Here is a 19,757-nt window from a genome sequence, read left to right on the forward strand (position 1 = left end):
GAACGGGACACCCCTCGCGGCAGAAAGCCATCTTTAGGGTTTGTCAGCAGCCTGAATGGTGCCGTTTCCGGCGCCATTTTCATTTATCAGGCAAGAAGCCGCTCCATATAGAGCGCTTCCTCGCCGTAGCTTGAGAGCTTCAGTGCCAGCCGCTCGTCCATCCGGACTTCAAAACCCTGCCTCTCCCAGAAACTGCGGGATCCGTTGACGGAGACGAGCGACATCGACCGCAACGCTTCCGTTCTGGCGGCATCCTCCAGAACAGGAAGAATTCCGCCGCCCGCTCCGGAACCACGCATCTCGGGCAGAAGGGCGAGATCGTGGATGTACCAGGTGTCGGCGGCATCAGGAATTTCGCCAAGCATGCTGTTCAGCGACGGCGGCGCGCCACGAAGCCAAGGATGGCTCAACACGTAGCCACGCGACTGCCCGGCCGCGTCCAGCATGAAGCACCCGGCAGGGCTCAAGGCGATGCGGTCAGCAAGTACGGCATCGTCCTCGGGAAAGGCCTGGTGAACCACAAGCTGGATCTCCGATACGGAGGCGAGATCGGGCAGGCTTGCCTCGCGCCAGCGGAATGTCATTTCGGTCATTTCTCGTCACATGCGTTCGAAACAGGAAAACGCACCGGCGGCCACCGGTGCGTCTTCGATATGTCCCGTGATTGGGTCGGCACAGCGGCGGATCACACCGCCGCTTGCAGTGCCGGCGTCAATCGATGTTGAAGACCAGCGGCTTTGCCTGGCGAATAGCCTGATTGGCCCGCAGCTTGTCAAGAACAGCCTCGGAAACCGCGCCGTCAACGTAAAGCAGCGCAATCGCGTCGCCGCCTTCCTTCTCGCGGCCGAGCTGGAAGTTGGCGATGTTGACGCCGGCGTCACCGAGCGTCATGCCGATGAAGCCGATCATGCCGGGAACGTCGGTGTTGGTGATGTAGACCATGTGGCTGCCGACATCCGCATCAAGGTTGATGCCCTTGATCTGGATGAAGCGCGGCTTGCCGTCCGAAAACACCGTGCCGGCCACCGAGCGCGTCTGGTTGGCGGTTTTCACCGTCAGCTTGATGTAGCCGTCGAAGACGCCGGTCTTGTCGCGCTTGACCTCGGAGAGGATGATGCCCTTTTCCTTGATCATCACCGGCGCCGAAACCATGTTGACGTCGGCGACCTGCGGCCGGATCAGACCGGCGAGAACCGCGCTTGTCAGCGCCTTGGTGTTCATGCCGGCGGTCGAGCCGTCATAGAGGATCTCGATTTCCTTGATCGCGCTTTCGGTCACCTGGCCGACAAAGGCGCCGAGAACGTCGGCAAGCCGGATGAACGGCTTCAGGATCGGCGCTTCCTCAGCAGTGATCGACGGCATGTTGATGGCGTTGGAGACGGCACCCTTGACCAGGTAGTCCGACATCTGCTCGGCCACTTGCAGCGCGACGTTCTCCTGGGCTTCCGTGGTCGACGCGCCGAGATGCGGCGTGCAGACGACATTCGGCAGGCCGAAGAGCGGGCTTTCGGTGGCGGGCTCGACCTCGAAGACGTCGAAGCCGGCGCCGGCAACATGGCCGGACTTGATCGCTTCGGCGAGCGCTTTCTCGTCGACGAGGCCGCCACGAGCGCAGTTGACGATGCGCACGCCCGGCTTCGTCTTGGCCAGCGCTTCGGCACTCAGGATGTTGCGGGTCTTGTCGGTCAGCGGCACGTGCAGGGTGATGAAGTCGGCCTGCGCGAGCAGTTCGTCGAGTTCGACCTTGGTGACGCCCATTTCCTCGGCGCGCTCCTTGGAGAGGAACGGGTCGTAGGCGAGAACGTGCATCTTCAGGCCGATGGCGCGCGAGCAGACGATCGAGCCGATGTTGCCGGCACCGATGACGCCGAGCGTCTTGCCGGTGATCTCGACACCCATGAAGCGCGACTTCTCCCACTTGCCGGCCTGCGTCGAGTTATCGGCGGCCGGAAGCTGGCGGGCAACGGCGAAGAGCAGCGCGATCGCGTGTTCGGCGGTCGTGATCGAGTTGCCGAAGGGCGTGTTCATCACGATGATACCGCGGCGCGACGCAGCCGGGATATCGACATTGTCGACGCCGATGCCGGCGCGGCCGATGACCTTGAGATTGGTCGCAGCTGCAATCAGCTTTTCCGTCGCCTTGGTGGCCGAGCGGATGGCAAGGCCGTCATAGTTGCCGATGATCTCGGCGAGCTTGTCCTTGTCCTTGCCGAGCTTCGGCTGGAAATCGACTTCGACGCCGCGGTCGCGGAAGATCTGGACGGCGGTTTCCGACAGTTCGTCGGATACGAGAACGCGAGGTGCCATGAGAGGCCTCCTTAAAGATCAGGTCTGAATGGGAATGCGGTTAGCCAAGCCTCGCTCCCATGGGGAGCGAAGCGGATCACTCAAATCGGTGTGAGATGCGGGCGAAGTCCATTGTTCCTCACCCCTTGTCTGATCAGGCCGCGGCCTGCGTCAGCGTTGCCTTCTGGGTCTCGAAGGCCCAGGTCAGCCACGGCATCAGCGCCTTCATGTCGGCGGTCTCGATCGTGGCGCCGGCCCAGATGCGAAGACCCGATGGTGCATCGCGGTAGTGGCCGATGTCGAAGGCAACGCCTTCCTTTTCGAGAAGCGCAACCACGCCCTTGGCGAAGGCCGCCTGTCCGTCGGCGTCGAGCGCCAGGACGTCCCTGTCGACGATCTTCAGGCAGACCGAGGTGTTGGAGCGGGTCTCGTCCTTGACCGCCAGGTTGGCAATCCAGTCATTGGCGGCGACGAAATCGAAGATCGCCTGCGCATTGGCGTCGGCACGGGCCATCAGGCCCTTGAGCCCGCCGACCTGCTGCGCCCAGAGGAGCGCATCGATATAGTCCTCGACGCAGAGCATCGACGGCGTGTTGATCGTCTCGCCGGTAAAGATGCCCTCGATCAGCTTGCCCCCCGAGGTCATGCGGAAGATCTTCGGCAGCGGCCAGGCCGGAACGTAGGTCAAGAGACGCTCGACCGCACGCGGCGACAGGATGATGACGCCATGGGCGCCCTCGCCGCCAAGAACCTTCTGCCAGGAGAAGGTGACGACGTCGAGCTTGGCGAAATCGAGGTTCTGCGCAAAGGCGGCAGAGGTCGCGTCGCAGATGGTCAGGCCCTTGCGGTCGGCCGGGATGAAGTCGGCGTTCGGCACCCGTACGCCGGAGGTCGTGCCGTTCCAGGTGAAGACGACGTCACGGTCGAAATCGACCTTGGCAAGATCAGGCAGTTCGCCGTAGCCGGCTTCGAACTTGCGCACGTCGGCAAGCTTCAGCTGCTTGACCACATCGGTCACCCAGCCGGCGCCAAAGCTTTCCCAGGCGACCATGTCGACGCCACGCTGACCGAGCAGCGACCACAGCGCCATTTCGACGGCGCCGGTATCGGAAGCGGGCACGATACCGATGCGATAATCGGCCGGCACTTCAAGAATGTCACGGGTAAGATCGATGGCCTGCTTCAGCTTCGTCTTGCCGATCTTGGCGCGGTGCGAACGACCGAGCGGAGCATCGGAGAGAGCGTCGAGCGTCCAACCGGGGCGCTTCGAGCAAGGACCAGAAGAGAAATGGGTATTGTTCGGACGGAGGTCCGGCTGTGCAGGCTTTGCCATGTGCTATCCTTCCAGATAGATAGCCCTTCGTTGGGGAAGGGTGTCCCGCCGTCGTCGATATTGTGGACGGGACCGGAAGTCAAGCGCTTTGTCGCAATCGAGAAAATTTATGGCGCCGCGGGCAATATCTGCAAAAGCAGAACGATGCCTGCCGACTGATTGTTGCCGGCTGGCACTTTCGTCCTGGCAATAGGCTGAGGCGATCGGCGGAACGATATGACCCGGTTGTCGCCGAAACTGTGGCGCTTCAAGGCATTAGAAGGAGAAGCGCAGGCCTGCGCGGATCTCGTGACGGGACAGTCCGTCGTCGAAGCCCTTGTCGCCGGCAGCCCCCACCAGCGCCTCGGCGCCGAAGCCGAACATCTCGCCATCGGCGATATGGGAATAGCGATAGCCGACATCGAGCTTCAGCTGCTCGCTAAGGTCATAGGAGATGCCCGCCATCAGCGCATAGGTGAAACGCCAGCTGTCGCGCCCCTCATAGGAGGTCGAGGTGGGCGAACCGCCACAAGCACCGCCGCCGGCCACGCAAGTGGCGCGTTCGATTGCCGTGTCCCAGTTGAGGCGCGTCGCGCCGATGCCGCCGCCGACATAGGGCGTGAAGCCGGCAAGCGTACCGAAATCCACATAGGCGTTCGCCATCAGTCCAAGGGCCGAGTAATCGGCTCCGGTCGAGAAGGCGCAGGACGTGCCCGCCCCTTGCCCGACGCAAGGACTAGCAGACGAGGACGACCCGCTGAACCGACCCTCAAAGTAGTCGGCCGTCAGATCGGCGCGGAATGTATCGGTAAACTGATAACCGACGCCGAGCGAACCGGAGAAGGGCTTGTCAAAGCGGGCATTGTCGAAGGGAACGCTGTCATAGGTCAGCGTTCCCGCATCAAAGGTCCGGTAATAGGGATCGCCCTCACCGCGCCAAGGCGCATAACCGATATCGCCGCGCAAATAGATCGCGCTTGTGCCGACAGTTTCTTTCTCGATGGTGATCTCCGGGGCATTCAGGAGATCCTCGTCGGCCGCCAGCGCGGCGCCAGAGAGAAGCAGGCCGGCACCAAAAGCGGCTCCGCAGAACCCGTTTCGCCAATCCATGCCATGCCCTTTCACCGCTGCTATCCGTGCGGGATGGAGCCATGCCGTCGCCGCTTCGTTCAGCGTTAACTATTGCAGTGACTGGTTAACCCACGGTTAACCATGCCTGTTAGCAAACGGGCAAAGATTGGCGGCAACAAAAAAGGCCACCCCTAGGTGGCCTTGGTACGTGTCGGATACTTTCCGATTACTTGTAGACGATCGGCGGCGGTTCGTAAGGAACTTCGCAGACATTGCCGAAGGAGTAACGAAGACCGGCGCGCGCTTCATGGATGTAGAAGCCATCGTCGAAGCCCGGTCCGCCACCGTTGGCGTAGCCGAACATGTCGCCATCATCGACCTGGCGGAAGCGATAGCCGATGTCGGCCTTCAAGTTGCAGGTCAGGTCGATCGCGGTGCCGGCCATCAGGGCGTAGGTGAAGCGCCAGCTGTCTTTGCCGCCATGATTGGTCGTCGGGTCGCATCTGGTGGGGTCGCCATCTACGCAGCTCGTATTGCGCAGTCCGTCCCAGCTCACACGCGTCGCACCGACACCGGCGCCGACGTAAGGGGTGAAAGCGCCGTACGTGCCGATGTCCACATAGGCGTTGGCCATGAGGCTCCAGGCGGAAACCGAGCTTATGTCACGCGAAACGCAAGGCTCGCCCGGGAAGAGCCCGCAACCGCCGCTGGTCGAGCCGGCAAAGTCGCCGTTGCCCCAGTAGTCGGCCGTGATGTCGGCGCGCAGGTAATTGTTGAACTGGTAACCGACACCGCCGCCAATGACCCAGGAATCATCGATATCAGCGGAATCGAAATCCGCGATCGAGCCGCTCGGCCCACCCTGGTAAAAATTCGCGCCCCGCAGATGGTTCCAGGCGTAACCGACGTCGCCGCGCAGGTACCAGCCGCTGGTCTGGATGACCTCGACGGGCTGCTCCGGCACCGGCTCCATAGGCGGTTGGTAGACATCCGCAGCAAAAGCTGCCGTGCCGCTGAGCAACATAGCAACAACGCCACTCAAAATTCTCTTCATGGCCCACTCCAATACATTCCGTTGCTTGGTTCACCATGAAACCGGTGCCCAAATCCCGATGTTGGCTATGGATAATGGGGAGGAAAGGTTAAGTTCCGATTAACTACAAACGTTTACCGAGATTGTTAAGAAAGCAGCCTATTCTTGCGGTTGTTGTGCCGCTTTACTGCCGGCGATACTGTTCCCTTAAGGTGCAGCTAAATAATCGTCAGGACAACGCGCTCTCAAAGCCAGCAACGCTTTCAGATCGGAATTCCAATGATGGAACGACCTCGCCCCGGGCACCGCTTTCAAGCCACGGGAGGATAAAAAAAGAGGCCGATGCGTCGCACCGGCCCTGGAGGGAAGTCAGTCGCTGAATGTCTCAGGCGGCGTTGCGAACGCTGCCGATGACGTTGACCAGTTCGTCGACGATGCGCTCGACCTGGCCACGATCGTCGCCTTCCGCCATCACGCGAATGAGGGGCTCGGTGCCGGAAGGCCGGATCAGCAGGCGGCCGGACTTGGCGAGCTCCGCTTCGGCATCGGCGATCGCCTGGCGCACAGTGGCGTCTTCGAGCGGCTTGCCGGCGGAAACACGAACGTTCTTCAGCACCTGCGGCACCGGCTCGAAGCGGTGGCACACCTCGCTCACCGTCTTGCCCTGGCGCTTGATCACCGCGAGGATCTGCAGAGCAGCAACAAGACCATCACCCGTCGTGCCGAAATCGGAGAGTACGATATGGCCGGACTGTTCGCCGCCGACGTTCAGTCCGTCCTGGCGCATCTGCTCGACGACATAGCGGTCGCCGACCTTCGTGCGTCGCAGATCGATACCGCGTCCCTTAAGATAGCGCTCGAGGCCAAGGTTCGACATGACGGTGGCCGCAACAGCACCCCCGCGCAGCATGCCGTCTTCGGCCCAGCTATCGGCGATCACAGCCATCAGCTGGTCGCCATCGATGACAGTGCCGTTCTCATCGACGATCAGCACACGGTCGGCATCGCCATCAAGCGCGATGCCGATGTCGGCGCGCACTTCGTGGACCTTTTTCGACAGCGTGGCGGGATGGGTGGAGCCGCAATCGAGGTTGATGTTGAGGCCGTTCGGTTCGGTGCCGATGGTGACGACTTCCGCGCCAAGCTCCCAAAGCGCCGTCGGCGCTACCTTGTAGGCGGCACCATTGGCGCAATCGACGGCGATCCTGAGACCTTGAAGCGTGACGTCGCGTGGCAGCGTGCGCTTTGCGTGTTCCAGATAGCGATAGATGTCGCCATCGACGCGCTTCGCGCGACCGATGTCTTCCGACTTCGCCAGCTGCCCCGAGAGATCCTGGTCGAGCAACGCCTCGATCTTCGCCTCGATATCGTCGGAAAGCTTGTAGCCGTCTGGGCCGAAAAGCTTGATGCCGTTGTCCTGGAAGGGATTGTGCGAGGCAGAGATCATCACGCCGATATCGGCGCGCAGCGAGCGGGTAAGCATGGCGACGCCCGGCGTCGGGATCGGCCCGAGCAGGAAAACGTCAAGACCAGCGGCCGTGAAGCCCGCCACCATGGCGTTCTCGAGCATATAGCCCGAAAGCCGCGTATCCTTGCCGATCACCACACGGTGGCGATGAGCGCCGTTGCGAAAGATCGTACCGACCGCAATGCCGACCCGCATCGCCAGATCCGGTGTCATCGGAAACAAGTTGGACTGGCCGCGGATACCGTCGGTGCCGAAATACTTTCGCTTCATAAGAACTCCATCGTTCTGCCGGGTCAGGGCTGGCTTGGCCACCTCCGCCTGTCTGCGTTTTCCGCGACTGGGTTTCATTGACCGGACCTCATTCATACTTCTTGGATGCCGTCTGCTTGGCGATCAGCATTCCGTTCAAGGACAGCCATCGCAAACACGTCATGTCTTCTTTGACACAAAAGCGCAGCAAACGGCAGCGAGCCTGACATCAGAAATCGTTACATCCCGTTACCAAATGCCAGAGGCCGCGTGGCAACGAAAAGCCGCCACTCCACTTGAGGAGCGGCGGCTCGGATATACTGCCAACTGTGGCAATTATTGCGGCTGCGGCTCGAACCCACCTTCGGATTCTTCGCCCTTGCCCGCCGGACCTTCCTTCTTGGAACCTGCCGAAGGAACGGCCGAGCCGCGATGCGGCGGCGTGTCGTCGCCAAGGTCGCGCGCCGGCTTTTCGCCGCGGATCAGCGCCTTGATCTCTTCGCCCGTCAAGGTTTCGTATTCCAGCAGCCCTTCCGCCAGCGCCACGAATTCGTGGTTCTTGTCGGTGAGGATTTTGCGGGCGGTCTCGTAGGCCTCATCGATCAGACGACGGATTTCGTTGTCGATCTTCTGCGCGGTCGCCTCAGAAACGTTCTTCTGCTGCGCAACGGAGTGGCCAAGGAAGACTTCCTGCTGGTTCTCACCATAGGAAACCTGGCCGAGCTGGTCGGAGAAGCCCCACTGCGTCACCATCGCACGGGCAAGCTTGGTTGCCTGCTCGATATCCGACGATGCGCCCGAGGTGATGTTCTCCTTGCCGAAGGTCAGTTCCTCAGCAACGCGTCCGCCCATCATGATGGCAAGGCGCGAGACCATCCACTTGTAGCTCATCGAATAGCGGTCGCCTTCCGGCAGCTGCATGACCATGCCAAGCGCCCGTCCACGCGGAATGATCGTCGCCTTGTGCAGCGGATCGGCCGAGGGAACGTTGAGCGCCAGGATCGCGTGACCGGCTTCGTGATAGGCGGTCAGCTTCTTCTCGGCTTCGGTCATGGCCGACGAGCGACGCTCCGCACCCATCATGATCTTGTCCTTGGCATCCTCGAATTCGAGCATGGTGACAAGACGCTTGTTTCGGCGGGCGGCCATCAGCGCCGCCTCGTTGACGAGGTTCATGAGGTCAGCACCGGAGAAGCCGGGCGTACCGCGTGCAAGCACCTTGAGGTCGACGTTCGGCGCCAGCGGCACGTTGCGCACATGCACCTTGAGGATGCGTTCGCGGCCGTTGATATCCGGGTTCGGCACGACGACCTGGCGGTCGAAACGGCCCGGACGCAGCAGTGCCGGATCGAGAACATCAGGACGGTTGGTCGCCGCGATCAGGATGATGCCTTCGTTTGCCTCGAAGCCGTCCATTTCGACCAGCAACTGGTTGAGCGTCTGTTCGCGCTCGTCATTGCCGCCGCCGAGACCGGCGCCACGATGGCGACCGACAGCGTCGATTTCGTCGATGAAGATGATGCAGGGCGCATTCTTCTTTGCCTGCTCGAACATGTCGCGCACACGGCTGGCGCCGACGCCGACGAACATTTCGACGAAGTCGGAACCGGAGATCGTGAAGAACGGCACGTTGGCTTCGCCTGCGACGGAGCGGGCAAGCAGCGTCTTACCGGTACCGGGAGGGCCGACGAGCAGCACGCCGCGCGGAATGCGTCCGCCGAGGCGCTGGAACTTCTGCGGATCGCGCAGGAATTCGACGATTTCTTCCAGATCCTGCTTGGCTTCGTCTACGCCGGCAACGTCGTCAAAGGTGACGCGGCCATGCGCTTCGGTCAGAAGCTTGGCCTTGGACTTGCCAAAGCCCATGGCGCCGCGCGACCCGCCCTGCATCTGGCGCATGAAGAACAGCCAGACGCCGAGGATCAGAAGCATCGGAAGAAGCGTGCCGATGTAGCTCAGGAAGCCGGACGAGCCGTCGGTTTCCGGGCGAACCGTGACCGTCACGTCCTTGGCTTCGAGGCGCTCGGTCAGCGCCGTATCGACTGAAGGCGCGTAGGTCTGGAACGTTGCGCCGCTTTCGGAATAGCTGCCGATCACTTTCGAGCCGGTGATCACGACTTCTTTGACGCGGCTCGCATCCACGTCCTTGAGGAATTGCGAGAACGGAATCTCGCGCGAGCCGGTGCGCTCCGTCGGCTGCTGGAACATGCTGAACAACGCGATCAGCAGAAGCGCTATGATTGCCCAAAGGGCAAGATTACGAAAATTAGGGTTCATCGAACTCCCCGGAACCTGTCACGGCCCGCGCATTTCGCCGGGCCGCTGTCTTGCTCCCTAACATAGGGTTCTGGCGACGCATTGCCAAGGCAAACCGGCTTCTACCGTTCCATTTCTGTCAATAGATCGTGAACCGGTGGCGGAAGATAACGCTCTCGTCCGAACAATCCCGCGATCCTGTCCGCCATGATCCTGTCGAAACTCGGCAAAAAGGTGTCGTAGAGGCCGATCCTCGGCTCGATTGTGGCAGATGCGACATTTTTGACGTCGTCGGACACGATGCGGGGCGCCGACAACGACACACGACCGGCAACGCCCGGTGGCAGGCCTGCGGCAATAAGTCTCTGCTGTTGTGGTCCGCGACCGCCTTCCACGGTCAGCGCAAGAGGACCGTCGCCAGCATTGCGGATCAGAAAGCGGTCATCCCAGACGCCGGTTTGCCCAGCCTGCACCGTCAGATCCTCGATACCGCGCGCCTCGCGATAGAGATAGAGCCCAGTCGAGCGCCGGTCGAAGACGACGCGTCCCGCGGTCAGCCGCCCCGGTGTCCCTTGCTCCAGGAAATTTACCAGCCGTTCCACCGTCTCGGCCGCAGGCAGATGTGCACGGCCGCCGAGGACGGTCGCCAGCGCAAGCAGCGCCCGTTGCCAATCGATGTCGCGGCATTGGCCGGCCATCGAAGAAGGGATTTCCGCGACCAACCCCGCATGCACCCGCACGTGCCGTTCGAGCAGGGCGGCGGCAGCTGCCGACGATCGCGCCCGGGACCGGGCGTCCCAGGCGCCGGCACCGGTCTCCAGCGAAGATGCCAACGCGGTCCGCGCACGTACCCGCTCGAAGCGCGTGTTCAGGTTGCTCGGATCATCGAACCAGCCGACTTTGCGGTCGGTGAGAAAGGCGCGAATGGCTGTGCGGTCGAGCGTGAGGAACGGTCGCAGCACCCAGATGCGCCGGTCATAGAGCGTGGCCTCCGCCATGCCCGCGGCACCGGGTCCCTCCCCGCGCTGTGCGCGCATCAGGATCGTCTCTCGCTGGTCGTCGAGCGTGTGACCGGTGACGATTGAGGACGTTTCGAAGCACTGCGCAGCGTCGGCCAGCAATGCATAGCGCGCCTCGCGCGCCGCCGCCTGAATGCCGGTACTGGGCTTCGGCCCGTCCCATCGGGTGATGATATGCGGTACGCCCAGGCTCTCGCAAAAGGCCGCGACACCGCGCGCCTCATCGGCCGATTCCGGCCGCAGCGCATGATCGACCGTGCAGGCGGCCAGGAAAAACTGTGTGGGCTTGGTTGCCTCGATCGCCTCGTTGAGAGCGAGAAGCAGTCCTTTCGAGTCGCTGCCGCCGGAGACGGCCACGAGAATACGTGCTGGTCTATCGAAGGAGGCAAAAAATCGTTTTGCCGTTTCGACAACGGCCAGTGGCGGGTGGGCCTCAGCAGCCAAAACGGCTCTGCTCGCTCGTCACCTTTGCCTTTACCGCCGGCGAAGCCTTCGGGTAGCGCTTGTTGACCTCGCGCAGCGTCGCGCAGGCCGTTTCCTTGTTGTCGAGCGCACCGAGCGACATGCCGAGCTTCAGCAGCATCTCCGGCGCCTTCGGCGACTTGCCGTGGGCCTGGTGCGCGTTCAGGAAGGTCTTGGCCGCGTCACTGTATTTGCCCTGCGAATATTGCGCCTCGCCCAGCCAGAAGCTGGCATCGGCCGCCTTGTCGCCCTGCGGGAACGCGGCCAGATAGTCGCCGAATTCCTGTTCCGCCGTGCTGTAATCGCCGGAAAGAACGTGGCCGTAGGCCGACTGGTAGAGATCGCCGGGATTGTCGAGCGAGGCGGTCTGCTGATTGCCCGGGTTAGCGTTCAGGCCACCATCGTCGGCGGGCAGACCCGCGCCGGCTTCGACACCCGGAGGCGTAGCGTTCGCGCCAGGTTGAGCATCGGTTGTCGCCGAGACCGGATTGCCGCTCTGGTCGAAGACGATCTGGCCAAGCGTGGTCGGCGCAGCCGCGCCATTGGAACCCTGGCTACCAGCCGAAGGAAGACCGGAGGCAGCCATGTCGCTGCCGCCGCCTGCCGGTGCCATCGTCTGGCTATCCGTCACCCCGGGGGTGACGGACGCCTGATCGCTGGTCTTCGGCGTCTGCAATGCGCCGCTCTTCTTCGGGGAGGCCTTGCCGCTTTCCAGGTCCTGGAAGCGGAACTCGTTGTCCTCCTGGAACTTCCGGATCTGCTCCTGCATCTGCAGCAGCTGGAAGCTCATTTCCTCGATACGCCCGTTGAGCGAGCGGATCTGTTCCTCAAGCTGGCCAAGCCGTGCGGTCTCGGCCGACTGCACCTTCACCACGGGCAGGTTCTGCGCGCCGGCTTGAGTTTCAGTCGTTCGGGCCAGCAGCCCTGAAAGCGGCATGGCGTTCGCCGTCTGGCCCAGGCCCGCAAGGGCCGCAAGACCGATCAGCCCCGCCACGACAAATTTCTTCATTTCATTTGTCCTGTTCGAATACCGGTTGTCCCACCCTTGACCAGGGGCCCGCAATACATCTCGCCGAGTCAACTGGGTGATTGCCGCACAGTTTTCCAATTGCCCTGAAAAAGCAACGGAGTTCGGCCAAAGTGTGGTAAAAAAGCAAAGGGCGGCTGAGAGCCGCCCTTTTAATTTAGAAGTCTGTGATCTTAGGAACACGGTGTGTTCCCTGGAACACGGGCATTCCCCCGAACACGTCATGCTACCCGACCGAGCCAGGCTCGGCCGTGAGATTACATGCCAGCGCCACCGAGGACGGTAACCGCGCGGCGGTTCTGCGACCAGCACGAGATATCGTCGCAGACGGCAACCGGCTTTTCCTTGCCGTAGGAGATCGTCTTCATGCGGTTTGCCGGAACACCCTGGCTGACGAGGTAGTCGCGCGTGGAGGCCGCACGGCGGGCGCCGAGCGCAAGGTTGTATTCGCGCGTGCCGCGTTCGTCGGCATGGCCTTCGATCGTGATTGCGTAGTTCGGGTACTTGGCGAGCCACTGGGCCTGGCGGGCGAGCGTCTGCTGCGCGTCGGCGCGGATCGAGGTGGAGTCGGTGTCGAAGAAGATGCGGTCGCCGACGTTGACGGTGAAGTCCTGCTGCGAACCCGGCGTTGCGGCGCCCGCGCCGCCGAGGCCGAGCTCGTTGGCATTGTTCGGCATGTTCTTCTTCGATGCACAGCCAGCGATAGCAAGCGTCATGACCAGGGCGATCATGACCGGGTTGCGAGCGATGGTCTGCATGCGGCCTACGGCCGGGGTGTCAATTCGGCTCATGCGCCGGTCTCCTTGGGAAGTGTCTGAATTCACGGTTGCCAGACTGTAACCGGAAGCGGTTAATCGCTTTTCAACAGTTATGGTTAACAAATCGATAATTTTAGCTCGGGGCCTGCTAGACCAGCACTTTGCGGCGAGAAAGCGGCATCGCTGCCACATTTTCCCGCCGCAAATCGGGTCAGGCCAGAGCGGGATGAGGAAAACTGTGTGCGGTTTTCCGCCCGCATCCCGCTCCTCATCGTGATCTACTCGAGCAGCGGCGACCAGGCCGGGTCGGATGCGAAGCCCTGCGTCTGGATCGGCTGCTCGTTGTAGCCGGAAATATCGATCGAATAGAGCTGCGGTCCGCCGGCACCGGCGCCCTGACGGAAGAACATCAGCACGCGGCCGTTCGGCGCCCAGGTCGGCCCCTCGTTGTGGAAGCCGGTGGTCAGGATGCGTTCGCCCGAACCGTCGGGCTTCATCACGCCGATCGAGAACTTGCCGCCCGACTGCTTGGTGAAGGCGATGAGGTCCCCGCGCGGCGACCAGACCGGCGTCGAATAGCGACCGTCTCCGAAGGAGATGCGACGCTGGCCGGAGCCGTCGGCACCCATGACGTAAATCTGCTGGCCGCCGCCACGGTCGCTTTCAAAGGCGATCTGGCTGCCGTCAGGCGAATAGGACGGTGCCGTGTCGATCGCGGCCGTGTTGGTGAGGCGTGTCGTCGTGCGCGAGCGCAGGTCCATCGTATAGATGTTGGCGTTACCGTCCTGCTGCAGGCTCATGATCACGCGCTGGCCATCAGGCGAGAAGCGCGGCGAAAACGTCATGCCGGGGAAGTTGCCGACGACTTCGCGCTGTCCGGTCTCGAGCTGCAGCAGGTAGACGCGCGGCTGCTGGTTTTCGAACGACATGTAGGTGACTTCCTGGCGGTTCGGCGAGAAGCGCGGCGTGAGCACGATGTCGTTGGAATTGGTGAGCGCACGGGCGTTGAACCCGTCCTGGTCCATGATGGCCAGCTGACGCTTGCGCGCCGTCTTCGGGCCGCTTTCGGCGACATAGACGATGCGCGTGTCGAAATAGCCCTTTTCACCGGTGACGCTCTCATAGATGGCGTCGGCGATGATGTGGGCGACGCGGCGCCAGTTTTCCGGCTGGGTGAAGAACTGCTGGCCGGTCATCTGCTTGCTACCGAACGTATCCCACAGGCGGAACTCAGCCTTCAGCCTGCCGTCGCCTTCCTGCGTCACGCGGCCGGTGACAAGCGCCTGCGCATTGATGACCTTCCAGTCCTCGAAGCGCGGCGTGGCGTCAGGATTGCTGATCTTCTCGATGAAGGCGCCCTTGTTGATCGGTGCGAATAGGCCGGACCGCTTGAGGTCGGCTGCGACAACGTCGGAGATCTTCTGGCCGAGTTCACCCTGGAGGAAGTCGGTAACCGCGATCGGCAAGGGCTCGACCTTGCCTTTATTGATGTCGATGACAACTTCCGCGTTTGCGGGCGCTGCCGCCACGACGGCGACCAACATGCCCGCAGCCACCATCAGGGCACGGAAAAGAGAGACCTTGATCATAGAGACAAGCCTTTCAGCTTAGTATGAAGGGTTTGCAGGGTTGGTTTGCTATCCGGCATGGGTTCCAATACCGGCAGCGTTAAAGCGCGAATTCCGAGGGGTCGAAATTCAGCACGAGGGTATTCCATCCTTTTTCGCCTTCATATTTTTCGGGCGGCAGGTTTTGTAGCGGAGCTGAGCGGCGGAGCGCGCGCATGGTGCTGCTTTCAACAGCGCGGCGCGTACCCTCAGGCCCGCCGGTTGCGGTGACCTCAGGCTCGCCGACGATGTTGCCGGCCGGATCCAGCTGTACGCGGATCGTGACGCGAACCTCCGCGACACCAGTCAAGCCGGCGGTCAGCGCCCAATTGCTCTGGATCTGGCCCTTCACGCCGTCGATCTCGTTGGCGCTGAGGCCCACGCCGACGGTCTTCTTGCCGCCGAGCGCCGCCTCTTGCGTCGAGCGCTTGGCGCCACCGGCGGACGGATCCTGCCGGTTGAGCAGCGCTGCAATCTCGTCGGCGTTGAACTTGCTTTCCTCGGTGGAGGCTGCCTTCTTCTGTTCCTTCGGCGTTGCCTCGTTCTTGCGCTCAGGCGTTTTGGCGCTCTGGGCCGGCTTTTCGACCTTGGGCTTTGCGGCCGGCGTCGGCACCTTTTCGGGCAACGCTTCGGCTTCCGGGTTCTCCGCCGGCTTTTCTTCGGCTGGCGCCGGTTCCGGCTTGGTTTCCGGTTTCACTTCCTGCTTCGGTTCCGGCAATGCCGCAACTTCGGTCGCAGGCTCGGAGGCGGGCTTCGTCTCCTCGACCTTCTTGATTTCCTGTTCGACCGGATCGGGCGTCGGCTCGGGCTTTTCGTTCTTTTCCGGAGAGGCCGTGGCTTCGCTCTTCGACGGCTTGGCGTTCGGGGTCGGCGGCGTCTTCAGGTCCGTGTCGTTGTCGCCGACATTCTCGGCAGGCTGGTTCGTTTCCGGACGCTTGGTCGGAACCGGCGACGACGTCTCCTTCTTCGGCGCCTTCTTGTCGCCCTGCTGAACCTGCGTCATTTCCGAGTAGGGAACGATGTCGACAGGCAGAGCCTCGACGTCGGCGACCTGAAAGTCAGCCGGGCTGCCAAGCGACACCAGCGCCCAGGTCAAGACCATGGCGTGGAGGACAGCAGATGTAGCGAGACTGCCCTTCATCGTGGACGATCACTTTTCCTGTTCTTGCAGCGTCACGAGGCCGAGGTTCTTGAACCCGGCGGCCGAGATGCGTGCCATGACCTTCATCACCGTGCCGTAGTCGGCATTGGTGTCGCCACGAACATAGATGCGTTCGTTGTAACCGGTGGTGGCAATCGCCTCGAGCTTCGGCACAACCTCTTCGATCGCGATCGGCGTTTCCTGCAGGAAGATCTCGCCGGCCGGATTGACCGAAACGGTGATCGGCTGCGTATCGGAGTTGAGCGCCTTCGCCTGCGTTTCCGGCAGGTCGATCGGCACGCCGACCGTCATCATCGGTGCTGCCACCATGAAGATGATGAGCAGCACCAGCATCACGTCCACGAAGGGCGTGACGTTGATTTCGCTCATGATCGCTTTCCTGCCGCCGCGGCGACGACGACCGCCGCCCGAACCCTTGGCTCCGCCAACCGACATACCCATCAGCGTGGTCTCCGTATTCTCTGGCGATTATTGCGCGGCCTGACGCGGGCTCTGCAGCTTCTCGTCGATCTGCCGCGACAGGATGGCCGAGAACTCGTCGGCGAAAGCTTCCATGCGCGCCGAGAGCTTGCCGGCGTCGGCCGAAAACTTGTTGTAGGCGATAACTGCCGGGATAGCGGCGAGAAGGCCAATCGCCGTGGCGAGCAGCGCTTCGGCAATACCGGGCGCCACGACCGCAAGGTTGGTCGACTTCGAACCGGCGATCGCCTGGAACGAGGTCATGATACCGACGACCGTACCGAAGAGGCCGATGAAGGGTGCGGCCGAACCGATCGTCGCGAGCGAGCCGAGGCGGGCTTCGAGCGATTCCGATTCCCGTGAAAGCGTCACGTCCATGGCGCGGTCGATACGCATCTGCAGGCCGATCGGCGAGCGGGCGCCGCGTTCGAAGCTCTTCTTCCATTCGCGCATGGCGGAAACGAAGATCGCCCCCATGCCGGCGGTCTGCCGGTCGGCAAGCGTGCGGTAGAGCTCTTCCAGCGACTGTCCGGACCAGAACACCTGCTCGAAGCTATCGAGCTGACGGCGCACACGGCCGTAGTTCAGCGTCTTGTCGACGACGATCGCCCAGGTCCAGACCGAGGCGGCAATCAGCCCCAGCATGACCAGCTTCACGACAAAGCCCGCCTGCATGAACAGCGACCAGAGGGTCACATCGTGCGTCGCAGCGGCCAATCCAACCTGTTCCATCGTCTTCAGTCCCCGAATCCAAACACCCGGCAAGAGCTGCTCATGCTCGTGACCGGGTAGCCCAAACGTCCTGTTTGCAAGAATGCCCGGCACCGCCGTAGATCGCACCATCGCGACCTTTATTAGCTTTAGGTTGCCTTCTTGCCGTCAATTTTGGTCAAAGGATGACGTGCACTGCACAAATCCTGATGCAGTGATTAAGACACCATTATGGTTAAGCAACCGTTACCGAACTGTGTCTTTGCAGTATCATCTGGCCGCCGGAACTTACGTTCGCCGGGCACGTTTCTTCGCCATGGCTCAGCAGACGACACGACAGCGCGACAAACGGCCCTCCTCACCGCATTTTGATCCACGGGACCGGCTGATCCTGGCGCTTTACGCCCAACTCAAGGCCGAGCGCGAAACCCGCGCGGCGTTGGAGGACGCGCTTGCCCACGGCGTTCTGTCGTCCGATGTCCTTCAGGCAATCATCTCCGATCCAGTTCCGGTTGTCACAAGCGAGGATATCGCCCACATCGAACGGGCCCTCGCCCACGAGACCCGACCGACTGAATCCCCTGATGGGACGCCAACCCTCCGACGATTGAGTGGAGGCGGGTAATGGCTGCACGCCGTGATCCGCTCGCCGAATACAACAAGCGCCGCGATTTCAAGGAGACCCGCGAGCCCAGAGGCAGCCGCAGCCACAGCCGGTGGAAGCGCAAGCGCTTCCTGGTGCAGAAACATGACGCGACGCGCCTGCATTACGATTTCCGGCTGGAATGGGACGGGGTGCTGAAAAGCTGGGCCGTGACCCGGGGACCGAGCCTCAACCCGCAGGACAAACGTCTCGCCGTTCGCACCGAAGACCACCCGCTTGCCTATGGCGATTTCGAAGGAACAATCCCCGAGAAGCAATATGGCGGCGGCACCGTCATGTTGTGGGACACCGGCTGGTGGGAGCCGGAAAACGATCCGGATGAAGGATTGCGCGAAGGCAAGCTGACGTTTCATCTGCACGGTGAGCGCCTGCAAGGTGGCTGGGCGCTGGTCCGCATGCGGCCACGCCCTGGCGAGAAGCGCGAAAACTGGCTGCTCATCAAGGAAAGTGACGACATCGCCACCGAAGATGGCGAAATTCTCTTGGAGGATCATCAGACGAGCGTCACCACCGGCCGGACCATGGACGAGATCGCCGCGGGAGAAGGCGAACGGAAGAAACATGTCTGGGCTTCCAACAGGAGCACATCAGAGAACCTCAGGGCCGGCGCAGTCGATCCGCCGTCGACGAAACAGAGCAAATCGCCCACACTCTCGACCAGGACGATTTCCGAGGGGCAACGGAAGCGCAAGGAGGCAAGTGCCGTGACACCCGAAACGCCGAAACCGGCAACGAAGTCCCGGGGCAAATCCCAGGTGAAAGCCGCGAAGGCGTCGAGCACGAAAGATAGCTCGAGCGCAGCAGAGGAAACGGTCCTCGGCGTGCGGATCACCCATCCGGAGCGGATCCTGTTCGAAGGTCAGAGCATCAGCAAACTCGATCTCGCCCGCTACTATGCCGTCGTCGCGGATCGGATGTTGCCATACGCCGCCGAGCATCTGCTGTCGCTTGTCCGCGCCCCGCAAGGCGTCAAGGGACCACGTTTTTACCAGAAGCATGCGAGTGAAGGCTTCCCGGACGAGATCAAGGAAGTTCCCGTCACGGAGAGCTCCGGCGAGACCGAGAACTACATGTATGTGCGCGACGCCAAAGGAGTGGTCGCTGCCGTGCAGATGGGCACGCTGGAGTTCCACATCTGGGGCTCGCGCTTCGACAAGCTTGAGACCCCCGACCGGCTGATCTTCGACCTCGACCCCGACGAGGGCCTCGACTTCGCGGTGGTCAAGACGGCGGCCGTGGCGCTGCACGACGCGCTCGACGAGATCGGGCTGAAATCGATACCGATGGTCACGGGCGGCAAGGGCGTCCATGTCATCGTGCCATTGGTAGCGCGGGCCACCTGGCCAGAAGCCAAGGGCTTCGCCAAGACCTTTGCCCAGGGTTTTGCCGAGCGCGAACCGGACAATTTCGTCGCCACCATGTCGAAGGAGAAGCGCAAGGGCCGCATCTTCATCGACTGGCTGAGGAACGAGCGCGGCGCGACCGCGATCGCCCCCTATTCCACGAGAGCACGATCCGGCGGACCGGTGGCAACACCCATCAGCTGGGACGAGCTTTCCGCGCTTGAAGCCGCCAACGGCTTCCGGATCCCCGACATTCTCGAACGGATTGAAAGCGGCATAGATCCCTGGCGGGACCTGGCGAAGGTCAGGCAATCCCTGACCAGGAAGATCCTGGACAAGCTCGGAGTCGAGGACGTCGACTAAACCGTGTTTGTCGAGGACGTGCCGGGCTGGCCGGCGCTCTCCTTGGCGTGATGGAACTTGTAGGCTAGCGCCTCCGGCAGCCGCCGCGGCCGGCCCTGGCCGTTGATGACGGCGATGATCACCTTGGAGGCGGTCAGCAGTTGCTCGCCGCGACGGATTTCCTGCAGCAGCACCATCTTGGCGCCGCCGGCCTTCTCCGTGACCGTGGTGATCGTCAGGATATCGTCCATACGCGCAGGCAGCTTGAAGTCGATTTCCATGCGGTGGACGACGAAGACCAGACCTTCGCTGTCACCTTCGATCGCGAGCGTCGCCTGTTCGACGCCGAGCAGGCGCAGGAAATCGGTGCGGGCGCGCTCCATGAAGTGCAGGTAGCGGGCGTGATAGACGACGCCGGAAAAATCGGTGTCTTCGTAATAGACGCGCTGGATCAGCCGATGGCCGTTTTCGGTCAGTTCGCCTGCAAGCGAAATCAGGGACATGCTTTTCTCCGCAAGTACATCCCGT

The 19,757-nt window shown here is 62.1% G+C and carries 17 protein-coding genes; 2 read left to right on the forward strand and 15 right to left on the reverse strand.

Annotation, left to right across the window (positions count from 1 at the left end; translation table 11 throughout):
• Window positions 1–86 precede the first annotated feature (86 nt).
• The 14 genes from AC070A_RS17000 to tolQ form a co-directional block, all read right to left on the reverse strand.
• On the reverse strand, window positions 87–593 hold the full coding sequence (locus tag AC070A_RS17000) for a GNAT family N-acetyltransferase (protein ID WP_057254706.1): 507 nt from the start codon (window positions 591–593) through the stop codon (window positions 87–89).
• A 118-nt stretch (window positions 594–711) separates the two neighbouring features.
• Window positions 712–2,307, reverse strand: coding sequence for a phosphoglycerate dehydrogenase (serA, locus tag AC070A_RS17005; RefSeq protein WP_058321051.1), 1,596 nt, complete (start codon window positions 2,305–2,307; stop codon window positions 712–714).
• Window positions 2,308–2,440: 133 nt separating this feature from the next.
• On the reverse strand, window positions 2,441–3,619 hold the full coding sequence (locus tag AC070A_RS17010) for a phosphoserine transaminase (RefSeq protein ID WP_058321050.1): 1,179 nt from the start codon (window positions 3,617–3,619) through the stop codon (window positions 2,441–2,443).
• A 255-nt stretch (window positions 3,620–3,874) separates the two neighbouring features.
• Window positions 3,875–4,708, reverse strand: a complete 834-nt coding sequence (locus AC070A_RS17015) for an outer membrane protein (protein WP_058321049.1) — start codon at window positions 4,706–4,708, stop codon at window positions 3,875–3,877.
• A 187-nt stretch (window positions 4,709–4,895) separates the two neighbouring features.
• Complete coding sequence (locus tag AC070A_RS17020) at window positions 4,896–5,723, reverse strand: outer membrane protein (protein WP_112997169.1); 828 nt, start codon at window positions 5,721–5,723, stop codon at window positions 4,896–4,898.
• Between the two features lie 364 nt (window positions 5,724–6,087).
• A complete protein-coding gene (glmM, locus tag AC070A_RS17025; protein WP_112997170.1) occupies window positions 6,088–7,440 on the reverse strand; it encodes a phosphoglucosamine mutase in 1,353 nt (450 codons plus the stop codon).
• Window positions 7,441–7,755: 315 nt separating this feature from the next.
• The gene (gene ftsH, locus AC070A_RS17030) at window positions 7,756–9,696 is read right to left on the reverse strand and encodes an ATP-dependent zinc metalloprotease FtsH (protein WP_112997171.1); all 1,941 of its coding nucleotides are present in this window, start codon (window positions 9,694–9,696) and stop codon (window positions 7,756–7,758) included.
• 101 nt (window positions 9,697–9,797) lie between these two features.
• The gene (gene tilS / locus AC070A_RS17035) at window positions 9,798–11,138 is read right to left on the reverse strand and encodes a tRNA lysidine(34) synthetase TilS (protein WP_112997172.1); all 1,341 of its coding nucleotides are present in this window, start codon (window positions 11,136–11,138) and stop codon (window positions 9,798–9,800) included.
• On the reverse strand, window positions 11,128–12,165 hold the full coding sequence (gene ybgF / locus AC070A_RS17040; protein ID WP_058321045.1) for a tol-pal system protein YbgF: 1,038 nt from the start codon (window positions 12,163–12,165) through the stop codon (window positions 11,128–11,130). Before ybgF ends, tilS begins: the two co-directional genes overlap by 11 nt.
• Before the next feature lie 275 nt (window positions 12,166–12,440).
• Window positions 12,441–12,974 (reverse strand): peptidoglycan-associated lipoprotein Pal, encoded by a 534-nt coding sequence (gene pal, locus AC070A_RS17045; RefSeq protein WP_057254697.1) that lies wholly within the window; start codon window positions 12,972–12,974, stop codon window positions 12,441–12,443.
• A gap of 245 nt (window positions 12,975–13,219) precedes the next feature.
• Window positions 13,220–14,530: a Tol-Pal system beta propeller repeat protein TolB gene (tolB, locus tag AC070A_RS17050; RefSeq protein ID WP_057254696.1), complete on the reverse strand. Its 1,311-nt coding sequence runs from the start codon at window positions 14,528–14,530 to the stop codon at window positions 13,220–13,222.
• 79 nt (window positions 14,531–14,609) lie between these two features.
• Entirely contained in the window at window positions 14,610–15,689 is a 1,080-nt protein-coding gene (tolA, locus tag AC070A_RS17055; protein ID WP_112997173.1) for a cell envelope integrity protein TolA, read from the reverse strand.
• Window positions 15,690–15,698: 9 nt separating this feature from the next.
• Entirely contained in the window at window positions 15,699–16,151 is a 453-nt protein-coding gene (gene tolR / locus AC070A_RS17060) for a protein TolR (protein ID WP_110879104.1), read from the reverse strand.
• 27 nt (window positions 16,152–16,178) lie between these two features.
• Window positions 16,179–16,901: a protein TolQ gene (gene tolQ, locus AC070A_RS17065; protein WP_057254694.1), complete on the reverse strand. Its 723-nt coding sequence runs from the start codon at window positions 16,899–16,901 to the stop codon at window positions 16,179–16,181.
• A gap of 295 nt (window positions 16,902–17,196) precedes the next feature.
• Here tolQ and AC070A_RS17070 point away from each other — a divergent pair, with 295 nt between their 5' ends.
• Both AC070A_RS17070 and ligD read left to right on the forward strand, forming a co-directional pair.
• A complete protein-coding gene (locus AC070A_RS17070) occupies window positions 17,197–17,505 on the forward strand; it encodes a hypothetical protein (protein WP_110879105.1) in 309 nt (102 codons plus the stop codon).
• A complete protein-coding gene (gene ligD / locus AC070A_RS17075; RefSeq protein ID WP_112997174.1) occupies window positions 17,505–19,250 on the forward strand; it encodes a non-homologous end-joining DNA ligase in 1,746 nt (581 codons plus the stop codon). The genes AC070A_RS17070 and ligD overlap by 1 nt, the downstream gene beginning before the upstream one ends.
• On the opposite strand, the gene ybgC is transcribed toward ligD, so the two are convergent.
• Complete coding sequence (ybgC, locus tag AC070A_RS17080; RefSeq protein WP_112997175.1) at window positions 19,247–19,732, reverse strand: tol-pal system-associated acyl-CoA thioesterase; 486 nt, start codon at window positions 19,730–19,732, stop codon at window positions 19,247–19,249. The genes ligD and ybgC overlap by 4 nt on opposite strands.
• Window positions 19,733–19,757 lie beyond the last annotated feature (25 nt).

Source organism: Ensifer sp. GW101-20A05 (genome assembly GCF_059424735.1).